General features: G+C 72.7%; 16 protein-coding genes and 1 pseudogene. 4 read left to right on the top strand and 13 right to left on the bottom strand.

From position 1 onward, the window contains the following. Window positions 1–194 precede the first annotated feature (194 nt). Together IE278_RS33440 and IE278_RS33435 are read right to left on the bottom strand one after the other, a co-directional pair. The gene (locus IE278_RS33440; protein ID WP_189777793.1) at window positions 195–1,526 is read right to left on the bottom strand and encodes an ABC transporter substrate-binding protein; all 1,332 of its coding nucleotides are present in this window, start codon (window positions 1,524–1,526) and stop codon (window positions 195–197) included. A gap of 467 nt (window positions 1,527–1,993) precedes the next feature. Next, window positions 1,994–3,115, bottom strand: coding sequence for an ROK family transcriptional regulator (locus IE278_RS33435; protein ID WP_189777791.1), 1,122 nt, complete (start codon window positions 3,113–3,115; stop codon window positions 1,994–1,996). Between the two features lie 263 nt (window positions 3,116–3,378). Here IE278_RS33435 and IE278_RS42995 point away from each other — a divergent pair, with 263 nt between their 5' ends. Continuing rightward, complete coding sequence (locus tag IE278_RS42995; protein ID WP_189777789.1) at window positions 3,379–4,194, top strand: autotransporter-associated beta strand repeat-containing protein; 816 nt, start codon at window positions 3,379–3,381, stop codon at window positions 4,192–4,194. Between the two features lie 82 nt (window positions 4,195–4,276). On the opposite strand, the gene tgmB is transcribed toward IE278_RS42995, so the two are convergent. Beyond that, window positions 4,277–5,275, bottom strand: coding sequence for an ATP-grasp ribosomal peptide maturase (tgmB, locus tag IE278_RS33425; protein ID WP_189777787.1), 999 nt, complete (start codon window positions 5,273–5,275; stop codon window positions 4,277–4,279). A 16-nt stretch (window positions 5,276–5,291) separates the two neighbouring features. After that, entirely contained in the window at window positions 5,292–5,483 is a 192-nt protein-coding gene (gene tgmA / locus IE278_RS33420; RefSeq protein WP_055514111.1) for a putative ATP-grasp-modified RiPP, read from the bottom strand. A 500-nt stretch (window positions 5,484–5,983) separates the two neighbouring features. Between tgmA and IE278_RS33415 the strand changes: the two genes are divergently transcribed. Further along, on the top strand, window positions 5,984–7,213 hold the full coding sequence (locus IE278_RS33415; protein WP_189777785.1) for a serine hydrolase domain-containing protein: 1,230 nt from the start codon (window positions 5,984–5,986) through the stop codon (window positions 7,211–7,213). Window positions 7,214–7,318: 105 nt separating this feature from the next. On the opposite strand, the gene IE278_RS33410 is transcribed toward IE278_RS33415, so the two are convergent. From IE278_RS33410 to ribA, 4 genes are all read right to left on the bottom strand, one after another. Further along, window positions 7,319–8,494, bottom strand: coding sequence for a saccharopine dehydrogenase family protein (locus tag IE278_RS33410; protein WP_189777783.1), 1,176 nt, complete (start codon window positions 8,492–8,494; stop codon window positions 7,319–7,321). Then, complete coding sequence (locus tag IE278_RS33405) at window positions 8,487–9,557, bottom strand: saccharopine dehydrogenase (protein ID WP_189777777.1); 1,071 nt, start codon at window positions 9,555–9,557, stop codon at window positions 8,487–8,489. The genes IE278_RS33410 and IE278_RS33405 overlap by 8 nt, the downstream gene beginning before the upstream one ends. After that, on the bottom strand, window positions 9,554–10,708 hold the full coding sequence (locus IE278_RS33400; protein WP_189777775.1) for an NAD(P)/FAD-dependent oxidoreductase: 1,155 nt from the start codon (window positions 10,706–10,708) through the stop codon (window positions 9,554–9,556). Before IE278_RS33400 ends, IE278_RS33405 begins: the two co-directional genes overlap by 4 nt. 172 nt (window positions 10,709–10,880) lie before the next feature. After that, window positions 10,881–11,549, bottom strand: a complete 669-nt coding sequence (gene ribA / locus IE278_RS33395; protein ID WP_189777773.1) for a GTP cyclohydrolase II — start codon at window positions 11,547–11,549, stop codon at window positions 10,881–10,883. Window positions 11,550–11,588: 39 nt separating this feature from the next. Between ribA and IE278_RS33390 the strand changes: the two genes are divergently transcribed. Further along, complete coding sequence (locus IE278_RS33390) at window positions 11,589–12,398, top strand: creatininase family protein (RefSeq protein WP_189777771.1); 810 nt, start codon at window positions 11,589–11,591, stop codon at window positions 12,396–12,398. Window positions 12,399–12,598: 200 nt separating this feature from the next. Here the strand turns inward: IE278_RS33390 and IE278_RS33385 are convergent. The 5 genes and pseudogenes from IE278_RS33385 to IE278_RS33365 form a co-directional block, all read right to left on the bottom strand. Then, window positions 12,599–13,639, bottom strand: a pseudogene (locus IE278_RS33385) (lysylphosphatidylglycerol synthase transmembrane domain-containing protein); the annotation flags it as partial. After that, window positions 13,639–14,619, bottom strand: a complete 981-nt coding sequence (locus tag IE278_RS33380; RefSeq protein WP_189777769.1) for a class I SAM-dependent methyltransferase — start codon at window positions 14,617–14,619, stop codon at window positions 13,639–13,641. The pseudogene IE278_RS33385 and the gene IE278_RS33380, both read right to left, overlap by 1 nt. Beyond that, window positions 14,616–15,716: a glycosyltransferase family 4 protein gene (locus IE278_RS33375; protein ID WP_189777838.1), complete on the bottom strand. Its 1,101-nt coding sequence runs from the start codon at window positions 15,714–15,716 to the stop codon at window positions 14,616–14,618. Before IE278_RS33375 ends, IE278_RS33380 begins: the two co-directional genes overlap by 4 nt. A gap of 23 nt (window positions 15,717–15,739) precedes the next feature. Beyond that, window positions 15,740–16,138 carry a 6-pyruvoyl trahydropterin synthase family protein gene (locus IE278_RS33370; RefSeq protein ID WP_055513514.1) on the bottom strand — a complete coding sequence of 133 codons (399 nt, stop codon included), beginning with the start codon at window positions 16,136–16,138 and terminating at the stop codon, window positions 15,740–15,742. A 236-nt stretch (window positions 16,139–16,374) separates the two neighbouring features. Continuing rightward, window positions 16,375–17,367, bottom strand: coding sequence for a zinc-dependent alcohol dehydrogenase (locus IE278_RS33365; RefSeq protein WP_189777767.1), 993 nt, complete (start codon window positions 17,365–17,367; stop codon window positions 16,375–16,377). Window positions 17,368–17,511: 144 nt separating this feature from the next. Between IE278_RS33365 and IE278_RS33360 the strand changes: the two genes are divergently transcribed. Then, window positions 17,512–18,309, top strand: coding sequence for a CDP-alcohol phosphatidyltransferase family protein (locus IE278_RS33360; RefSeq protein ID WP_189777765.1), 798 nt, complete (start codon window positions 17,512–17,514; stop codon window positions 18,307–18,309). The last annotated feature ends 191 nt before the right edge of the window (window positions 18,310–18,500 follow it).

Raw genomic sequence — 18,500 nt, 5'->3', positions numbered from 1 at the left:
GGGGCGGGCCTCAGCGCTCACAGGGGCGCGGGCACCAGCGCCTTTAGGGGGCACGGGCACAGCACCTCAGGGGCGCGGGGAACTGCGCAGTCTCTAGGGGCGCGGGGAACTGCGCAGTCTTTTAGGGGCGCGGGGAACTGCGCGGCCAGCCACAGCGGACCCGCACCAAAAGCGCCGCCACCCCCAGCGGAGCGTCACCCTTCGAGAATCCCGGCCGACTGGTCGAAGAACGCGCCGAGTTGCGCCTTGATCGACTTCTTGCCGAAGGCCACCGCCAGGTTCGACTGGAACAACAGGTCCCACACCTGGTCGGCCCCCTGCGGCGGAGGCGCGGGCGCCGCCAGCGCGTCGCTCGCCTTGCCGACCCGCTGCGCGATGTAGTCCGCGTTGGCCATGTTCAGCTTGTCCGTCTCGGTCAGCCCCGAGGCGATCAGCTCGCGCGCCTTCTCCGTCGGCGGGATCCCCCGCAGCAGCTGCATGTCCTTGATCGCGGTGGCGTCCTGGGCGAAGTACGACATGATCTTCACCGAGTCGGCGACCTTCTTGCTCGCCTTCGTCGCACTCAGCAGCACACCGCCGTTGACGAAGTTGCCCTCGCGGGCTCCGGAGAAGTCGCCCCGCGGCGTGGGCAGGAAGTCGAGCTGCGCGTCGGTGATGGAGCCGCCCGCCCCGTAGACGCCGGAGTCGAAGGTGAACAGCGCCTTGCCGATGACGACCGCGTTCTTGGTGAGGTCGTTGTGCGCGGCGGAGGTGATCGCCGGCGGCGGAGAGGCGTTGGCCTTGCGCATCCCTGCCCAGTACTCCCACCACTCCTGGAGGGTGTCGGCGGTGAAGCCGAGCTTCTTGCCGTCCTCGGTGAAGAAGGTCTCGCCCTTCTCCCGCGCGAAGACCTCGAAACACTGGAGGGTGGAGCCGCCCCCGTCGTCGACGCCGTAGATCTTGCCGCCGCTCTTCTTGTGGACGTCCGTCGAGATCTTCTTCAGGTCGGCCCAGGTCCACTCGCGGTCGGGCAGTTCGAGGCCGAGCTTCTCCAGACCGCTGCGGTTGACGGTGAGCTGGTTGACGCCGATGCCGGACGGGACTCCGTACAGCTTGCCGTCGACGGTGCCGGCGGCGAGGAGCGTCTTGGAGAAGCCGGTGAGGTCCAGGCTCTTGCCGACGTACGAGTCGATCGGGGCGAGGACACCCTTGCGGGCGTACTGGGCGACCAGCGCGGTGTCCATCTGCAGCAGGTCGGGGGCGCTGCCGCCGGCGATGTTGGTGTTGAACTTGTCGAAGTACCCGTCGTAGCCGGAGTAGGTCGGCCTTATCTTGATCTTCGGGTTCTTCTTCTGGAAGGCGGCCAGCACCTTCTTGTAGGCCGCGTGCCGGTCGTCGCTGCCCCACCAGATCATGGTCAGGTCGCTGCTGGTGCTGCCGGCGCCGGTGCCTCCGCTGCAGGCGCTCAGCGAGGTGCCGAGCGCGCCGGCGACTGCGATGCCGCTCGCGGAGCGGAACAGGGTTCTGCGCGAGATCTGGTGACCCACCGGGTCCTCCTGGATGTGCGTAACGGATCCCTGGCCGTCGAGCGGCTCGGGTCTTTGTCCCTGGGGTGAGGCCTTCCGGCGTGCGGCCTCGCCCGGCCGCATCGCTCCGCGAGTGGGTGTCCCCGGCCCGGGGTCTGTCGTCGCCTTCGTGTCGTCCGCCCGGAGGGCGGGCCGGACGGTGTCCGGTGCGCCCTCTCGCCGTGCCGGGCAGAGGGCTTCGTACGGTGACGTACTCGGCCTCTCGCCCGGTGCGGCGAAGGGGGGTCCCCCGGCCGGGGCCGGGGAAGCGTGCCGGGCGTCGCCCGGCGGACGGGAAGGTGACGACAGGCCGTGTGGGCCTCAGCCGTTCGAGCGCGCCCTCGCACGGCTGCCGTACGTCGTGTACGGCGGGACGCCTCACCCAGGGCCGGGTCCCGCCGGCCATGGAAAGCGCTTGTCCGGACATTGGCAGACCCGTGGCTGACCCGTCAATGCCTGACTCGCACCCCACCGGTCACGGTTTCGATTCCGTGGGCCACGGCGAGGCGGCTCGCACCGGCCACGGTGCCGCTGTCGCCGACCATGCTGCTGACCACCTCGGTGGGCCAGCTGAGCCGCGCCAGTTCATTCCGTACACCGGGCAGGAGCTGCGGGAACGCGCCGATGGCGCCACCCAGCACGATCAGTCCCGGGTCCAGCACCGCGACCACCGCGGCGGCCAGCCGGCCGATGTCGGCGGCGTGGTGGCCGACCACGGCACGGGCTGTGGGGTGCCCCTCCTCGGCGAGGGCGAAGAGCCGCTCGGGAGCCCGGGGGCAGGGGCCGTCGGCGCCCTGCCATGCCTCCGCGGCCCGGCGCAGGAGCGAACGGGAACCCATGCGCTCCTCCAGGGCCTCCCGGCGCGGTTCGCGGCCGTCGTCCCACGGATAGGGCAGCCGGGCCAGCTCGCCCGCGGCGCCGTTCGCGCCGCGCAGCACCCGGCCGCCGATGACGATGCCGAGGCCGATCCCCACGCCGATCCGCAGATAGCCGAACGAGTCCCGGTCGCGGGCGGCGCCCTGGTGCAGTTCGGCGAGCGCGGCGCAGTTGACGTTGTTCTCCAGGTGGACGGGGACGTCCGGCGGCAGCGCGACCGCCATGGCGTCGAAGGCGGGGCCCGCCTTCTCGGTCGCGGGGCGCATTCCGGTGCCCTCCCGGTCCCGCGCGGTGACGTCCCCGACGGCGACGACCACGGCGCGCAGCGGGGCTCCGGCGGGCAGGGCGTCGAGGGCCGCCCGGACCGTGTCGGCGGAGTCCGCCCGGGGCCCGGTCCCCCGGGCCAGCAGGGTGCCGTCCAGGGCGCAGCCGCGTACCTGTGTGTCGGTCGGGCCGAGATCGACGGCCAGCACGGCGCCCGCGGCGGGGCCGAGGGCGTAGACGGCGGCGGACCGGCCGGTGCTGCCGGAGACCGTGCCCGAGCAGGCGGCGAGTCCGGCGCCCTCCAGTTCGGCCACGGCGGTGGAGACGGTCGGTTTGGACAGACCCGCTCCGGCCGCCAGTTGGGGGCGGGTGGCGGTGCCCGACGCGGCCAGTACGGCGAACACCGCGCGGGCGCTCTCGCTCAGGTTCATGCTCTCCCTCAGGTCATGCCGCGGCGGTCCGCCGCTCGGGTCCGTCCGGCCCTCGTCGCAACCGTTGTACGGCATGGGTTCCGCAACCCTTGACGCACCCTACTTCGTTAGTTAACTTCCTAACGAACTCGTGCGGTACTCGCCTGCCGCACTCCCCCGAAGCCCGTCCCGGGGCTTCCCTAGCCGTTGTTCGCAGGCACGGTTCGCCCGCCGTCCGCTTCGCCTGCGCGCACCGCGTACGCGGCGTCGCGCTCCGACGAAAGATGACCCCGTGCCGGACTTCACGCCCGTCGCCGTCGGCATCGACGTGGGCGGCACCAAGACGCACGTACGCGCGGAGGCGGTGGTCGGCCCGGGCCCTGGACCACCCCCGCGTCTACGCGCACGCGGCGGGCCCCGACACCGACCCGCACGCGGACCGTGCCGCCAACCGGGCAGCGGTCGAACCCCGGTTGACGTACGTGCTGCCCAAGCGGTCCGCGCACGACCGGATGAGCGTGCCCAAGGGCGCCGAGGTGCTGCTGGAGACGCGGCTGCCCTATCTCTCCGCCGCCCAGCGGCGCGAGGTGCTGCGGACGACCGCGCTGCCCGCCGGCTACGTCCTGCTGGACGGCTTCGAGAAGTGGGGGCGCCTGAACCTCTTCGCCGCCGCCGACGGGTACGGCACCTTCGACGCGGACGCACATGTCACGCTAGACGCCGCCGGGGGTTTCGGCGGCGCCGACACCTGGCGCAACGACATCGGCGGCCGGGGCGCGCTCGTCAAGCGCGGCAGCGGAACGCTGTCGCTCACCGGAGCCAACGCGTACACCGGCGGCACCACGCTGGAGGAGGGCGTCCTCGCCACCGCCTCGGCGTCCGCGCTCGGTCGCGGCGACGTACACGTCAAGGGCGGCTCCGTGCGGGTGACTTCGCCGCTCCGGGTGCGGGGCCCGTACGCCCAGGAGGCCGGTACGACGCTGGAGGTGACGCTCGCGGGTGACGGGGCGCCGGCGCTCACGGTGGACCAACGCGTGCTGCTCCCCGCGCCCTTGAAAGGCGGGGCTGTGCCCCGGCCTGACGTCTTCGGCGGGCAGTAGCCCCTGCTGAGGGGCGCGGGGAACTGCGCAACCGAACCCCCATCGGCCCGCAGCCAAGAGACACGCTCCCCGCGACGCGGGCTCAGTGGCCCTCCATGGCCCACGCCCGGCCCCCGTTGGGCAGCGCCCCGGGCGCGGTGGGCGCGACGGGCGCGGCCAGCCAGTCGGCCACCGCCGCCGCGATCCGCTGGCCCGACTCGATCTGTACGAATCCGAACTGGCCCGACTGGTTGCACTCCAGGAACCACCACATCCCCTCGGCGTCCTCGGCGAAGTCGAAGGCGCCGAAGGCCAGTCGGGCCTCCCGGAGGTAGCTGCGGACCCCGGCGGCGACGGACGACGGCGTGTCCACCGGCTGCCACAGGGCGTCCGAGGTCGCGAAACGGACGTCCACCTCGTCGGGGTCGGCGTCCGGGGCGACCGGCTTGCGCGCGGCGAACAACTGGTCGCCGACGCAGGTCAGCCTGATGTCCGCCCGCTTGACCACCCGTCGCTGGAGCAGGGTGGGGCCGAAGGCGACGGCCGCGAAGTCCGTGTCGGGCGCGACCCGGCTGGTGGGCACCGCCCTGGGCGGTTCCTGCGGGTGCGCGCCGGACACGGGCTTGACCACGAGATCCGGGAACCGGTCCGCGAAGTCGCGGGCGGCCTGGGGGAACGTGGTGATCAAAGTGGCGGGTACGGGCAGGCCGCAGCGCTGGGCCAGGGACAGCTGCCAGGGCTTGTGGCGGGCCCGGCGGGCCGCGTCGGGGTGGTTCATCCAGCGCGCGTCGGTGGACCGCAGCATGCCGTAGAGCGCCTGCGCGGACTCCTCGGTCAGCCAGTCGGAGGGTTCGGCGGCGTTGCTCGCCGGCGCGCCGGGCCTGCGGACCCAGACGGACCGCAGCCCGCTCATGCTCACCAGCCGGCCGCCGGCGGACAGATGCCCGTGAAAGCCGCCGCGCACGTACTCGCCCGACAGGGCCACCGGGCCGGGCAGGTCCGCGGGATCGAGGCGGACGACCGGAACTCCGTTCCCGTCGAGCTCCGCCACCACCATGTCCGCGGTCACATCCTGTTCGCACGTCAGGATCAGAACCGTCATCGTCGGGGGTCCGGAATCAGTCGTCGAAGTGGGTCTTTGAGCCCGCTGTGGAAGTCGTGGACCCCAACTCCCGCAACACGGCGTAGTCATGCGCGGCCAGCCGTCCGTCCGGGAGGACATTCAATTGCAGTCTGGAGTCATAGGCATACGGAACGCTGACCTCCAACTGCTGGGCCGGACGGGCGTAGTTGAGCGCGAACGGTCGCATCGGTTCTCCTTGCTCGGTGCGGACCCGGCCAGTCGGATCGTGACGCTCCGGCGTCACGTTACCCGCCCGGTCCACAGGGCTTCCACGGAGATATACGAATCGAACTGGAGAATGGTTGCCTCACGCAGCGTAGTCATCGGACGGGTACGGTCCGTGACGTGATCCCGCCGCGCCGATCATCCGTGCACAGGACAGCCATTCGCCTCTGGAGACGCAGGTCCGAGAGTTACGGATCCGAGGTGGAGCCGCAGTTCAGCGCACTGACGCACACGTTCCCGCGTCGCGCGCCCCGCGCGCCGGTGTGGTGTCCCGGTACCGGTGGTACGTGAGCACACCGGTCCACGAGCCCTCGTACACGTTCGGCCGCCGCCGAGAATTTCATTCGGAGGACACCCCCCACACAGCTACTCTCGTAGCGCTTCCCGATCTCCACGCCTCATCGCCGACCGCTTGCCGACATCCCTTTTCCGCCGCTTTCAGACCGTCAACCGGAGGCAGACATGGCTCAGTTGCAGCAAGAAGTGGAGCCGGCGGAGGTCGGTCTGGACCCGGCGGCCCTCGACCGTCTCGACCGGTTCTTCGCCCGTCGCGTGAACGACGGCCTCCTTCCCGGGTACCTCGTTTCCGTGGCCCGTCACGGACGTGTCGCACATCTCACGTCATACGGCCTGCGCGACCGGGAGGCCGGCGCCGCGGTCACCGCGGACACCGTGTGGCGGCTCTACTCGATGACCAAGCCGGTCGCGTCCGTCGCCGCGCTGATGCTCCACGAGGAGGGCCTGCTCGGCCTCGACGATCCCGTCTCCCGCCATCTGCCGGCCTTCGCGGACCTCCAGGTCTACGAGAGCGGCACGGGCGACGGCCTCAAAACCCGCCCGGCCGAGCACCCCCTGCTGGTCAGGCATCTGCTGACCCACACCGCGGGCCTGACCATCGGCGCCTACCGCACCCACCCCGTGGACGCCCTGTACCGGGCCGCGGGCGTCGAGACGCAGGCACCGGAGGGCGCGGATCTCGCCGAGGCGTGCGAGGTGTACGCGAGCCTGCCCCTGCAGTTCGAGCCGGGCACCGAGTGGAACTACTCGATCGCGACCAATGTGGTCGGCCGCCTCATCGAGGTGGTGACGGGCCGTCCGCTGGACGAGTTCCTCGCCGAACGGGTCTTCGCGCCGCTGGGCATGACGGACACGAGCTTCTGGGTCTCCGGCGAGCGGGCCGACCGGCTGGCGGTCCTCTACGAGGAGGACCCGGAGGACAAGGACGGCGGGATCATCCCGTTCGCGGGCCCGCCGGTGCACGAGCGCCCGCGCCTGCTCTCGTGCCACGGCGGCCTGGTGGGGACCGCGGGCGACTACCACCGCTTCATGGAGTTCCTGCGCCGGCGCGGCGAACTCGACGGCGTCCGGCTGCTGTCCCCCGGGACCGTGGACACGATGGCGGCGAACCATCTCCCCGCCGACCTGCACGCCTTCGGCACCAAACCCCTGCACGGGCAGCCGGGCAACGCGGGCCTGGGCTTCGGCCTCGGCGTCTCGGTCGTGGTGGACGCGGACCGCACACCGTCCCCCGAGAGCGAGGGGTCCTACGGCTGGAGCGGCGCGGGCGGCACGACCTTCTGGGTCGACCCCCGCAACGACCTGACCGTGCAGTTCATGACCCAGGTACGGCCCGCGGGAATGCTGTCCTTCCACGAACTGAAGACCTTCGTGCACGAGGCCCTCGGGGACTGAGCGCCCGTGCCGCGGGCGGGCGCCACCCGGGCAGCCTGTGCCCCGGGGCAGCGCCCGCGCCGCCTGCCAGGAGGCTCCCCGGCAGGCGGCACCCTGGCAGAGGGCTCAACCGTCGGTCCGGAGCGTGAAGTCGATTCCCTCGCCATCCAGTTCGGCGAGCCACTCCTCGGAGCGCTCCGGTGTCTCCGCCGCGCGGTGGAGGCCCGGCCGCAGGGCGTCCCGCAGGATCCCGCGCACGCCGACCGCCAGCGTCCGTGAGACGCAGCGCGCCATCGCGCTCTCCTCCGCGTCCCCCTCCATGTCCAGGAGGTAGCGCCCCGACCAGGTGCGTCCCCCGGCGGCCTGTACGTCGAGAGTCACCGCGAGGATCACCCGGTCCCGGTCGGCGTCCGTGGTGGGGTAGCGGGTCGCCAGCTCCTGGGCCAGTTCGGCGATCCGTCGGTCGTCGCCCTCGCGGAGTTCCGCGAAGACCGGCTGCCACGCGTCGAGCCAGCCGGAAAGGCGGAGGGTGCCGCGCACGAACGTCTGCGGCTTCCAGGCCGGCGGCAGCCCGTACTGGGCGACGAACGGGACGCTGTCGCGGTTCGGGTAGACCTCGAAGGGCTCCCCGTCCACCACATGGGGCCGGGTGACCTCCCAGGGGCGCGGGGCCGTCGTCTCGGCGCCGGCCTCGATGTAACGGGCGGGCGAGCGCAGGGCGTTGAGGACGCCCGCCGGGGCCCAGCTGAAGCGGTACCTGAAGTCGTTCGGGACGGCGGGGACGCCTCCGCAGTACGAGGTGAGGCTCACCTCGGCCGCGGTGTCCGCGCCGATCTCCGCACGGGCGCGGGCGATGAGGCCGTGCGCGAAGAGGTGGTCGATGCCGGGGTCGAGACCCGCCTCGGTGAGGACGACGACACCGGCCGCCGTGGCCGCTGGAAGCTGGTCGAGCACCGCGTCGGAGACATAGCTGGAGCAGGCGAAGTGCGCGCGGCCCCGCACACAGGCGGCGAGCAGTTCCGCGTGCTCGGGGGCGGGCAGCATGGAGACCACCACGTCCCCGGGGGCCAGTTCGGCGGCGAGGGCCCGCGGGGTGTACGCGCGGGGCTCGGCGCGGCCGGTGAGGCCGAGCCCCGCCAGGGCCCGCCCGGCCCGCTCCTCGGTGCGGTGCCACAGCCGTACGCGGTCGGCCGCCGCGCAGAGCGCGGCGAGCCCGCCGCCGGTGGACAGGCCCGCGCCGATCCAGTGGACGGTCCGGGAGGACGGCACGGGGGCGGGCCCGGGTGCGGCGGTCTCAGACATCGCCCGGCCCTCCGTCCCGTACGCCGAGCGCGCGGCACGCCTGCGTGAACCGGTCCAGGCAGCGGCCCCACTCCCCGCCCACCCCGAACTCCAGGAGCAGGGGCGTCAGCGCCGCCGAGAAGTCCGTACTCGCCTCCTCGGGCAGCAGGGACGGCAGGTTGTCGATGGCGATGAGATCGAGGGCGGGCCGTCCGTGCAGGCGCCGTACGGGGTCCGCCCAGTCGGTGACGGTGTCGTAGACGGGCAGGACGTTGTACGGGGAGCCGACGTCGCAGGTCACATCGCACACCGTGCGCAGGCGGCGGTCCGGCACGGCCAGGTCGTCGTCGGTGAGGAACGGTGTGGAGGGGCCGGTGGTCAGCACCGTGTTCACCATCAGCTCGTGGGCCAGCAGCGCCGGCCGGTCCAGGGCGCGGGTCTCGGCCAGGTCCCAGCAGGTGGGTTCGAGGCCCGCCTCGGCGAGCGCCGCCCGCGCCCCGCGTCCGGAGCGGCCCAGCGCCCCGATCACCAGCGAGGTGAACCGTTCGTCGCCGGGGGCCGGGTGGAGGCCGTCGTCCAGTTCCTTCTTCGACGTCGGCCGCAGTGGAGCCGTCAGCCTGCCCCGGTGGTGCAGGACCGCGAGGGCGGCGCCCACATAGCCCGCCCAGTAGCCGAAGGCGGCGAGCCTGCGCCCGTCGTCGTCCACCAGGTACTCCAGGTCGAACAGGCTCCCGCCGCCCGCGGCGAACCGGCGCAGCAGCGCGCCTGCGCCCGGCTGCGCCTTGTACGCGTGCCCGAAGAAGATGTGCCGGTGCCGCAGTTCCTCCGGCCCGTCGGGTCCGTCCGGGAGTTCCTTGAGGCCGACGATCACCGCGTCCGCCGGTGCCCCGGTCCAGGAGCCCGCCTCGACGGCCCGGCAGCCGGCCGCCTCGTACGCCTCGGAGGGGAAGACCCGCTGCGGGGACTCCTCGACGGTGAGCGTCACGCCGGCCCCGACGAGCCGCCGGGCGTCGGACGGCACGACCGGGGTGCGCCGCTCGGTCGTACGGGTCTCGTGGCGCAGCCACAGGTGCAGCTCGGTCATACGAGGTTGACCTCCGGTCTCGGGGAGTCGGCCGCGAACCGTTCGGCACGCAGCGGGGTGACGTCGACGAACGGATCCTGCCCCAGGTACAGATCGCGGACCACCTCTCCGACGGCGGGTCCCTGGAGGAAACCGTGCCCGGAGAACCCGGTCGCGTACAGGAAGCGGGAGACCTGGCGGGCCTCGCCGATCAGTGCGTTGTGGTCCGGGGTGATCTCGTACAGGCCCGCCCAGCCGCCCGTCCTGCGTACGTCGAGCAGGGTGGGGGCGCGGCGCTCCATGGCCTCGTAGAGGCGGGGGATCCAGCGGTCGTGCGTCCCGGTGGCGAAGCCCGGTCTCTCGTCGGGGTCGGACATGCCGAGGAGGAGGCCGGGGCCCTCGGTGTGGAAGTACAGGCTGCTGGTGAAGTCGATGGTCATGGGGAGGTCCGGCGGGAGCCCCGGGACCGGTTCGGTGACGGCGATCTGGCGGCGCAGCGGCTCCACCGGCAGGTCCACGCCGGCCATCGCGCCCACGGCCCGCGACCAGGCGCCGGCCGCGCAGACGACGGTGGACGTGGCGATCCGGCCGTGGCGGGTGACGACGGCCGCGATGTCGTCGCCGCGGGTCTCGATGCCGGTGACCTCGCAGTGCCGGACGATCGTCGCGCCGTGGCGGCGGGCGGCGGCCGCGTAGCCGTGCACCACGGCCTCGGGTGTGCAGTGGCCGTCGTCCGGGGAGAAGGCGGCGGCCAGCAGTCCGTCGGTGGTGATCAGCGGTGCGAGCCGGTGTGCTTCGGCCGGGTCGGTCATCCGGCTGGGCACACCGAGGCCGTTCTGCAGCCGGACCCCGGCCTCGAACGCCTCGACGTCCTCGGGCGTCGACAGCAGGAAGAGGTAGCCGACGCGGTGCAGTGCGATGTCGTGGCCCGTCTCCTCCTCGAAGCGGGCGAACGCCTCCAGGCTGCGGGCGCCGAGCTGGATGTTCAGTTCGTCGGAGAACTGCGCGCGGACGCCTCCCGCGGCGCGCGCGGTGGATCCGGAGGCCAGTTCGTCCCGCTCGACCAGCACCACGTCGGGCACACCCGCCCGCGCCAGGTGGTAGGCGATGCTCGTCCCCATCACCCCGCCGCCGATCACGACGACTCCGGCGCGCCCCGGCACGGCGGTCATGGACGGCACGGCCCGAGGCGGCACGGTCCCAAGCGGCTCAGTTCGAGGAGGCTCGGCCTCGCGCGGCCCGTCCTGAGGTGAAGGTCTGAGGTCATTCCTCATCCCTTCCCCCGTCCCGCACCGGTGTCACCACCTCCGGCGGGGACGGGGGTCCGGAAGGGCGGCCGGGCGGTCAGACCCGGTGGCCCACCACCGCGTCCAGGTGCGGCAGGTCGTGGTCCAGGCGCTCCCGCTTGGTGCGCAGGTAGGTGATGTTGTCGTCGCAGGGCGGGATCAGCAGGGGTACCTGCGCGTCGACCCTGATGCCGTTGCGGACCAACGCCTCCCGCTTGCGCGGGTTGTTGGACAGCAGTCTCACCGAGCGGACACCGAGGTCGTGCAGGATGTCCGCGCCGACGCCGTAGTCGCGGGCGTCCACGGGCAGGCCGAGCGCGAGGTTCGCCTCCACCGTGTCGAGGCCCTCCGCCTGGAGCTTCATCGCCTGGAGCTTGGCCAGCAGACCGATGCCGCGGCCCTCGTGCCCCCGGAGGTAGATCAGGACACCGCGGCCCTCCGCCGCTATCTCCCGCAGCGCGGTGGTGAGTTGGGGTCCGCACTCGCAGTGCCGGGACCCGAAGGCGTCGCCGGTCAGGCATTCGGAGTGCAGCCGGGTGAGTATTCCCTCGCCCCGGGCGGCCCGGATGTCGCCGTAAACCAGGGCCACTTGTTCGTCTCCGCGAGTACGGTCCAGGTAGCCGACGGCCTGGAAATCGCCGTACACGGTGGGCAGCGGGGAAGTGACGACCCGCTCGGCACCTGAGGGCTGGGCTTTCCCGGCGAGTACGCCATCTATTTCTGTCATGATTCTGGTTCCTAAGCAGAGACGAAAGGTCGCGAGAACATGGTCAATTCGGACGGTTCGGAAATACGGCTCACGGTGTCAGGGCCCTTGCCGACGGACACCACGGAGGACGTGCGCACACGAGGCGCCGGTGTCGCCCGGCAGGTCGCCGTGCTTCCCATCGGCAGCTTCGAGCAGCACGGCCGGTATCTTCCGCTGTCGACCGACACGCTCGTAGCGTGTGCGATCGCCCGGGAGGTCGCTGCCGCATTCCCCGTTCATCTCCTTCCTCCGGTGACGATCTCCTGCTCCCACGAACACGCGGCCTGGCCGGGAACGGTGAGCATTTCCTCCGTGACACTCCATGCGGTGGTGCGGGACATAGCTGATTCACTGCGTCGGTCGGGTGTCGACACACTCGTTCTGATCAATGGTCATGGCGGCAATTACGTGTTGGGCAATGTCGTTCAGGAATCCTCCGCCGCCGGTGCTCGAATGGCTCTGTTCCCGGCGGTCGAGGACTGGGAAACGGCACGGGAGGCGGCCGGGGTGGAGACCTCGCTGCTCACCGATATGCATGCGGGGGAAATCGAGACCTCCATTCTGCTGCACACCAATCCCGAATACCTCAGGCCCGGTTACGAGACCTCCGACTTCGTCGCCGACGACCGTCGGCATCTGCTCTCCCTCGGTATGTCGGCCTATACCAAGTCCGGTGTCATCGGGCGTCCTTCGAGGGCGTCCGCCGAGAAGGGGAAGGAACTTCTGGCCTCGCTCGCCGACTCCTTCGGAGCGTACTTCTCCCTACTGACATCCGACCCCGACGCCTCCGGCGTACCGCGCGTACCGCCGGTCGCGGATCCGCACTGAGCGTCCCCGCCCCCTTCGGCGCGGGCCGGGAGCGTTTCCTGCGGTGACCGTCGCCGCACGGCCACGTCCACCCCGGCCGCCGCGTCCAGGCCGGCCGCCGCGTCGACCCCGGCCGCCGCGCCCGTCCTCTCGCGCGGGCCGCGCAGTCCCACGTACCAGCGCGCCAGCAGGACGGCGACGCCGGGCAGGCTCGCGGCGAAGCTGAGGACGCCGTAGACGACCGCGACGGTCAGGCCCTGGGTGGCGCCCAGGCCCGCGGCGCCGAACGCCCAGGCGGTGACGCCCTCGCGGGGTCCCCAGCCTCCGACGTTCAGCGGCAGTCCCATGGCGATCAGGGCCAGCAGTGCCAGGGGCACCAACGCGGCGGCGGGGGCGGCCGATCCGGCGGCCCGGGCCGCGAGCAGGAACATCAGGACGTGTCCGGCGAGGACCACGACGGACGAGAGCACCACGCCCGGCCAGCTCCCGCGCGCCAGCAGCGCCCCGCGGGCCTCGGTGAGCGCGCCCCGCACGGCCCGGTAGCGGCGGGAGGCGCGCGGCGCCCTGCCCCTGCCGCGGACGGCGCCCACGGTGACGGCCCCGCACACCGAGACGACCGCGAGCAGCGCGACCAGGTGCCGGGTCTCCGACAGGACGGGCGAGGGCTGCGTGAGCAGGACGGCCACCCCGACAGCGGCCAGGACGGCCTGGCCCGCGACCCGTTCGAGGACGACCGCGCGTACGCCGCGGCCGACATCGCCGGCGCTCTGCCCGTGCCGCACCGCCCGGTGCACGTCGCCGAGGACGCCGCCGGGCAGCGCCGCGTTGAGGAACAGCGCGCGGTAGTAGTCGGCGACGGCCGCGCCCAGCGGCAGTTCGAGGCGCATGCCCCGGGCCACCACGCACCAGCGCCAGGCGCTGAACACCGTGGTGAGCACACCGATGCCGAGCGCCGCGAGGAGGGTGAGCCCGTCGATGCGGCGCAGGCCGTCCAGGAAGACTCCGGTGCCCAGCCGCCAGGTCAGCACCGTGAGGATGACGACACCGGCGATCGTGCCGAAGTGGGTGCGCAGGAACCGGACGCCGGAGCGGGCGCCGCCCGTCCGGCCGCCGCGCGGACGCACGGCGGCTTCGCCGGGGTCCGCGTCGGCACGGGTCCGCTCCGTCGCCCCGTCCGGGTCGCCGTCGCGGACCGCCGCCGACAGCTCTTCGTCGAGGGCGGCCAGGGCCCGCTCCTCCCGCGCCACGGTTCCCGCGCTCATCACGATCCCCCGGCCGGTCGGGCCAGCGCGAGCAGATCGCTGTGGTGGACCACCACGGTCAGCTCCCCCGCCTCGCAGGCCGCGAGACGCTCACGCAGATAGGTCTCTGCCCGGGCGGCCAGTTCGGGGCGCTGCTCCACGGCCGCGCCGACCCAGCCGCGCAGCCACTCCGCGGTCAGCGCGGACTCGTCCGGGCCGAGGTGCCAGGCGCTGGGGTGCACCCGTACGGTCGCGCCGTGCCCGGAGAAGGCGTCGCAGGCCGCGCTGACCGCCTCCGGGCCGAGCAGGTCCCCGCGCCGCTGGTGGTCGTTGAACGCCTCGGTGATCTCGGCGTCCAGCGGGTCGGCCGGGGTGAGTTCGACCCGGCCCGCCACCGAGAGGGTGAGGAGGGCGGGGCAGCCGGCCCCGGCGCAGGCGGCGGCCAGTGCCTCGATCTCGGCGGCGGTGAGGACGTCGAGGAGCGCGGAGGCCGTCACCAGCGAGGCCCCGGCCAGGGCGTCGGCGGTCAGCCGGCCGATGTCGCCGCGCTGTGTCTCCACCGTCACCCGGCTGCCGTCGGCGGCCGAGCGGGGCGAGCCGACGGCCGCGAAGTGCAGCAGATACGGGTCGCGGTCGTGCAGCACCCAGTGCTGGGGGCCGTCGAGCCGGGGCGCGAGCCAGCGGCCCATGGAGCCGGTGCCGCAGCCGAGGTCGTGGATGACGAACCCGCCCGAGCGTCCGGGCAGGTTCGCGAGCCGGATCCGCAGCGGGTCGAGCAGTTCGGTCGCCCGGGCCGAGGCGTCGACGCCCTCCCGCAGCTGCAGCCACTCGGGGGCGTAGCGGGTGGTGTCGTCGGTGGCTTCGCCGCGGGTGCGGTCACCCAGCCGAATCGTTCCTGTGTCCCGTCCGTGCTCCCCCGCCCCCGGGCCCTCCACCGACGCCGTGCCGGTACTGACGCCCGTACTCGTGCTGGTGCTCGTGCTCGTGCTGATGCCGCTCATGCCGCCCCCCTCCTTGCCTCGCTCTTCAGTCGCCCCATGACACCCGACAGACTCCGGGCCGTGGCGGCCCAGCCGCCCAGGGATGCCCGGCGGGCCCGCGCGGCGGCCTTGAGGCGCCGGCGTACGTCGGGCTCGCCGAACCAGCCGCGCAGTTCCGCGGCGAGGGCCGCGGGGTTCTCCGGCGGGACGAGCAGACCGGGCACGCCGCCGTCGGGCGCGCGGCCGACCGCCTCGGGGAGACCGCCGACGTCCGTGGCCAGGACGGGGATTCCGCGGGCGAGCGCCTCGGTGACGGCCATGCCGTACGTCTCGGCGTACGAGGTGAGGACCATCAGGTCGGCGGAGGCGTAGCTGGCGTCGAGTGCGGCACCGGACCTGGGTCCGGCCAGTTGCAGCCGGTCGCCGAGCCCGTGCTGCTCGATCAGGTCCCGCAGACCGGCCACGTACTCGGGGTCGTGGTCGAGGCCGCCGACCAGGACGCAGGTCCAGGGCAGGTCGACGACGGAGGCGAGGGCCTCGACGAGCCGGTGCTGCCCCTTGCGCGGGGTGACCGAGGCGACGCACAGGAGCCGCGAGACGCCGTCGGTGCCGGGGGCCAGCGGCGCGATGTCGGCGCCGGGGGTGGCGACATGGACGCGGTCGGGCGCGAGGCCGTGGTGGGCGACGAGCCTGCGGGCCGCCCACTCGCTGGTGGCCACGACGGCCGGCACGGCACGCAGGGTGTGGCGTTCCCGGGCGTCGAGGTCCGCGGCCACCTCGGGCGTGAGCCCGGTCTCGTCGCCGAGCGGCAGGTGTACGAGGACGACGAGCCGCAGCCGTTCGGCCTCCGGGATGATGATCTCGGGGACCGCGCAGGCGACGATGCCGTCGAGCAGGACGACGGTGCCGTCGGCCAGTTCCGCGAGGGTGCGGGCCAGTTCGTCACGGGCCGCGGCCTCGGGCCGGGGCCAGCTTCCGCCGATGGCGTGCTTGTGCACCTGCCAGCCGAAGCCGGGCAGGTCGAGGCTGACGCGGGCGTCGTAGACGTTGCCGCCGCTCGGCATGGTCGAGTCGTCCACTCCGCCGGGCATCACGAAGTGCATGGCGCGCAGGGACATGGGGATGATGTCGGCATTGTGGCTCACAGGGCACGCTCGTAACTCGCCCAGGCGATGTGCGACTCGTGCAGGGTGACCGTGATGCCGGCCAGTCCGCGGGCTCCTTCGCCCAGTGCTCCCTTTTCCACTCGCTCGGCGAGGCGGTCGGCGACGACCTTCGCCAGGAACTCCGTGGAGGTGTTGGTGTCGGCGAACACCGGCTCGTTGTCGAGGTTCCGGTAGTTCATCTCGGCCACCACCTCCCCCAGTTCCCTGGTGGCCAGTCCGATGTCGACGACGATGTTGTCGTCGTCCAGCTCGGCGCGGCGGAACGTGGCGTCCACGAGGAACGTCGCTCCGTGCAGTCGCTGCGCGGGTCCGAAGACCTCTCCGCGGAAGCTGTGGGCGATCATCAGGTGATCGCGGACGGTGATGCTGAACAACGGACGACCCTCCAGGTGCGGTGCGTCTGACCCCTCTGCCGGGGCGTGCCGTGTAGTACGGCCGGTCCGTTCTCCGTGTTCAGGGGGTTCGGGTCGGAGTTTCGGACGCGGGTGCCGAGACAGGGTTGCCAGGTGGGCGCGTGGTGCGAACTTGGTTACCGGCGTTGGTTCTTGGCTACTCGGTGTGCGGACGTGACCGCTTGTGAGCGGAGTCGACCGTCCGTCCCGGTCCGGGTCTACGTCGTACGGGGGTCCGCGTCGTAGCGCACGAGATGACACATCGCGGTCGTCTCGCCCGTCGTGAGCCCGGCCAGCGCCTCGGGCAGGTCCTCGAAGGCGCACTCCCCCGTGATCAGGGTGTCGAAGGCGGGATCGGCGAGGAGTTCGAGGGCGAGCGCGAGGCGGTCGGCGTACGTACGGCGGGAGCTGCGGGCGGGTGAGACGGACCCGACCTGGCTGCTGCGGACGGTGAGACGGCGGGAGTGGAACGCCTCGCCGAGCGGCAGGGTGACCTTCCGGTCGCCGTACCAGCTCAGTTCGAGGACGGTGCCCTCCGGGGCGAGGAGTTCGAGCGCGCGGGAGAGCCCGGCCTCGGTGGCGCTCGCGTGGACCACCAGATCGCGGTCCCCTGCGGCGTCCTCCGGGAGCGCGAACCCGATGCCCAGGGCGCGGGCGATCTCCGCGCGCGCCGGGTTGGCGTCGACCAACTGGACGTCTGCGGCGGGGAAGCGGGCCAGCAGCGCGGCGACGCTCGCGCCGACCATGCCCGCGCCGATCACCGAGACCCGGTCGCCGAGCAGGGGCGCCGCGTCCCAGAGGGCGTTGACGGCGGTCTCCACGGTGCCGGCGAGCACGGCGCGCGAGGCGGGCACGTTCTCGGGCACGGGGGTGACGGCGCTCGCGGGGACGACGTACCGGCTCTGGTGCGGGTAGAGACAGAAGACGGTCCGGCCGACGAGTTCGGCGGGCCCCTCCTCGACGGTCCCGACGTTCAGGTAGCCGTACTTGACGGGCCCGGGGAAGTCGCCCTCCTGGAAGGGCGCCCGCATGACGGCGTACTGGCTCTCCGGGACCCCGCCGCGGAAGACGAGCGTCTCCGTGCCGCGGCTCACCCCGGAGAAGAGTGTGCGCACCACGACCTCGCCCTCTGCGGGTTCCGGCAGGTGGGTGTCCCGGAGTTCGCCACAGCCGGGAGAGCTGAGCCAGAAGGCGCGGGCGGAGCGGTCCATTCGGCATCCTCCTGAGTGGTTCATGTGAATCGGCTGAGCGAACGGGCTGAACGATCGGGCGGCGAGCCACGTACCGACCTTTGCGAAGCCGCGCACAAGGTACGCGGCAATGATCGACTCTGTCACCTGGCCGGAGGATGTGCGGTGGCCCTGAACAACACGTATGACGCGAGGCTCTTGCAGCAGGAGACGGCCGTGGGAGCGGGCGTGCAACTGCTGTTGCTGACCGTGCTCGGCACGGCGATCGGCCTGGGCCCCGCGGGCTGGCTCACCGGGCTGGCGTTCGGACTCGCGACCTGGGCGGTGCTCTCACGCGCCCTGCACCGCACGCGGCCCCGCTCCTTCGGAGCCGCCAACCGCGTGACGCTCGGCCGGGCGACCCTGGTCGGCGGGGTGACCGCGCTGGTCGCCGACTCGTTCCAGAGCCCGCCGCCGGTCACGGTCCTGGTGGCGCTCACCGCGGTCGCCCTGATCCTCGACGCGGTCGACGGGAAGGTCGCCCGCCGCACCGGTTCCTCCACGGCGCTGGGGGCGCGCTTCGACATGGAGGTCGACGCGTTCCTCATCCTGGTGCTCAGTGTGTACGTGGCCACGACGGTGGGGGCGTGGGCCCTCGTCATCGGCGGGATGCGGTACGCGTTCGTGGCCGCCGCGAAGTTCCTGCCCTGGCTGAACAACGCGCTGCCGCCGAGTACCGCCCGTAAGACGGTGGCGGCGCTCCAGGGGGTCCTGCTGCTGCTCGCGGGCTCGGGGATCCTCCCGTACGCCCTGACGTTCGGCGTCGTCGCCCTCGCGCTGGCCCTGCTGACCTGGTCGTTCGGCCGGGACATCGGCTGGCTGTGGCGCACGCGCGCCACCGCCGTGCGCGAGCCGGCCGTGCGCGAGCCGGCCGTGACCGAGACCCCGCTGCTCCGCGAGACGGCGACGGTCGGCGCGCCGTAACCGCAGCCCCGTAAGGGGCGCGGGGAACGGCGCGCTCAGCCTCCACTGACCCGCAGCCGACGCTTGTCGTCAGGTGCAGGTCGCTCGTGGCTGGACGCGCCGTTCCCCGCGCCCCTTAGGCGGCCAGAGTTCCCCGCGCCCCGTAAGGGGCGCGGGGAACTGCGCACTCAGCCTCCACTGACCCGCACCCG

This window comes from Streptomyces tauricus (assembly GCF_014650955.1).
In the GTDB taxonomy this organism is placed as follows: domain Bacteria; phylum Actinomycetota; class Actinomycetes; order Streptomycetales; family Streptomycetaceae; genus Streptomyces; species Streptomyces tauricus.
The sequence above is the reverse complement of the archived record's forward strand: the minus strand, read 5'-3'. Positions and strand labels throughout refer to the sequence as shown.

Coding starts and splice junctions, on each gene's coding strand:
- IE278_RS33435 (WP_189777791.1), bottom strand. CDS start 3,115: ATGAACCTGAGCGAGAGCGCCCGCGCGGTGTTCGCCGTACTGGCCGCG.
- IE278_RS42995 (WP_189777789.1), top strand. CDS start 3,379: ATGACCCCGTGCCGGACTTCACGCCCGTCGCCGTCGGCATCGACGTGG.
- tgmB (WP_189777787.1), bottom strand. CDS start 5,275: ATGACGGTTCTGATCCTGACGTGCGAACAGGATGTGACCGCGGACATG.
- tgmA (WP_055514111.1), bottom strand. CDS start 5,483: ATGCGACCGTTCGCGCTCAACTACGCCCGTCCGGCCCAGCAGTTGGAG.
- IE278_RS33415 (WP_189777785.1), top strand. CDS start 5,984: ATGGCTCAGTTGCAGCAAGAAGTGGAGCCGGCGGAGGTCGGTCTGGAC.
- IE278_RS33410 (WP_189777783.1), bottom strand. CDS start 8,494: ATGTCTGAGACCGCCGCACCCGGGCCCGCCCCCGTGCCGTCCTCCCGG.
- IE278_RS33405 (WP_189777777.1), bottom strand. CDS start 9,557: ATGACCGAGCTGCACCTGTGGCTGCGCCACGAGACCCGTACGACCGAG.
- IE278_RS33400 (WP_189777775.1), bottom strand. CDS start 10,708: ATGACCGCCGTGCCGGGGCGCGCCGGAGTCGTCGTGATCGGCGGCGGG.
- ribA (WP_189777773.1), bottom strand. CDS start 11,549: ATGACAGAAATAGATGGCGTACTCGCCGGGAAAGCCCAGCCCTCAGGT.
- IE278_RS33390 (WP_189777771.1), top strand. CDS start 11,589: ATGGTCAATTCGGACGGTTCGGAAATACGGCTCACGGTGTCAGGGCCC.
- IE278_RS33380 (WP_189777769.1), bottom strand. CDS start 14,619: ATGAGCGGCATCAGCACGAGCACGAGCACCAGCACGAGTACGGGCGTC.
- IE278_RS33375 (WP_189777838.1), bottom strand. CDS start 15,716: ATGTCCCTGCGCGCCATGCACTTCGTGATGCCCGGCGGAGTGGACGAC.
- IE278_RS33365 (WP_189777767.1), bottom strand. CDS start 17,367: ATGGACCGCTCCGCCCGCGCCTTCTGGCTCAGCTCTCCCGGCTGTGGC.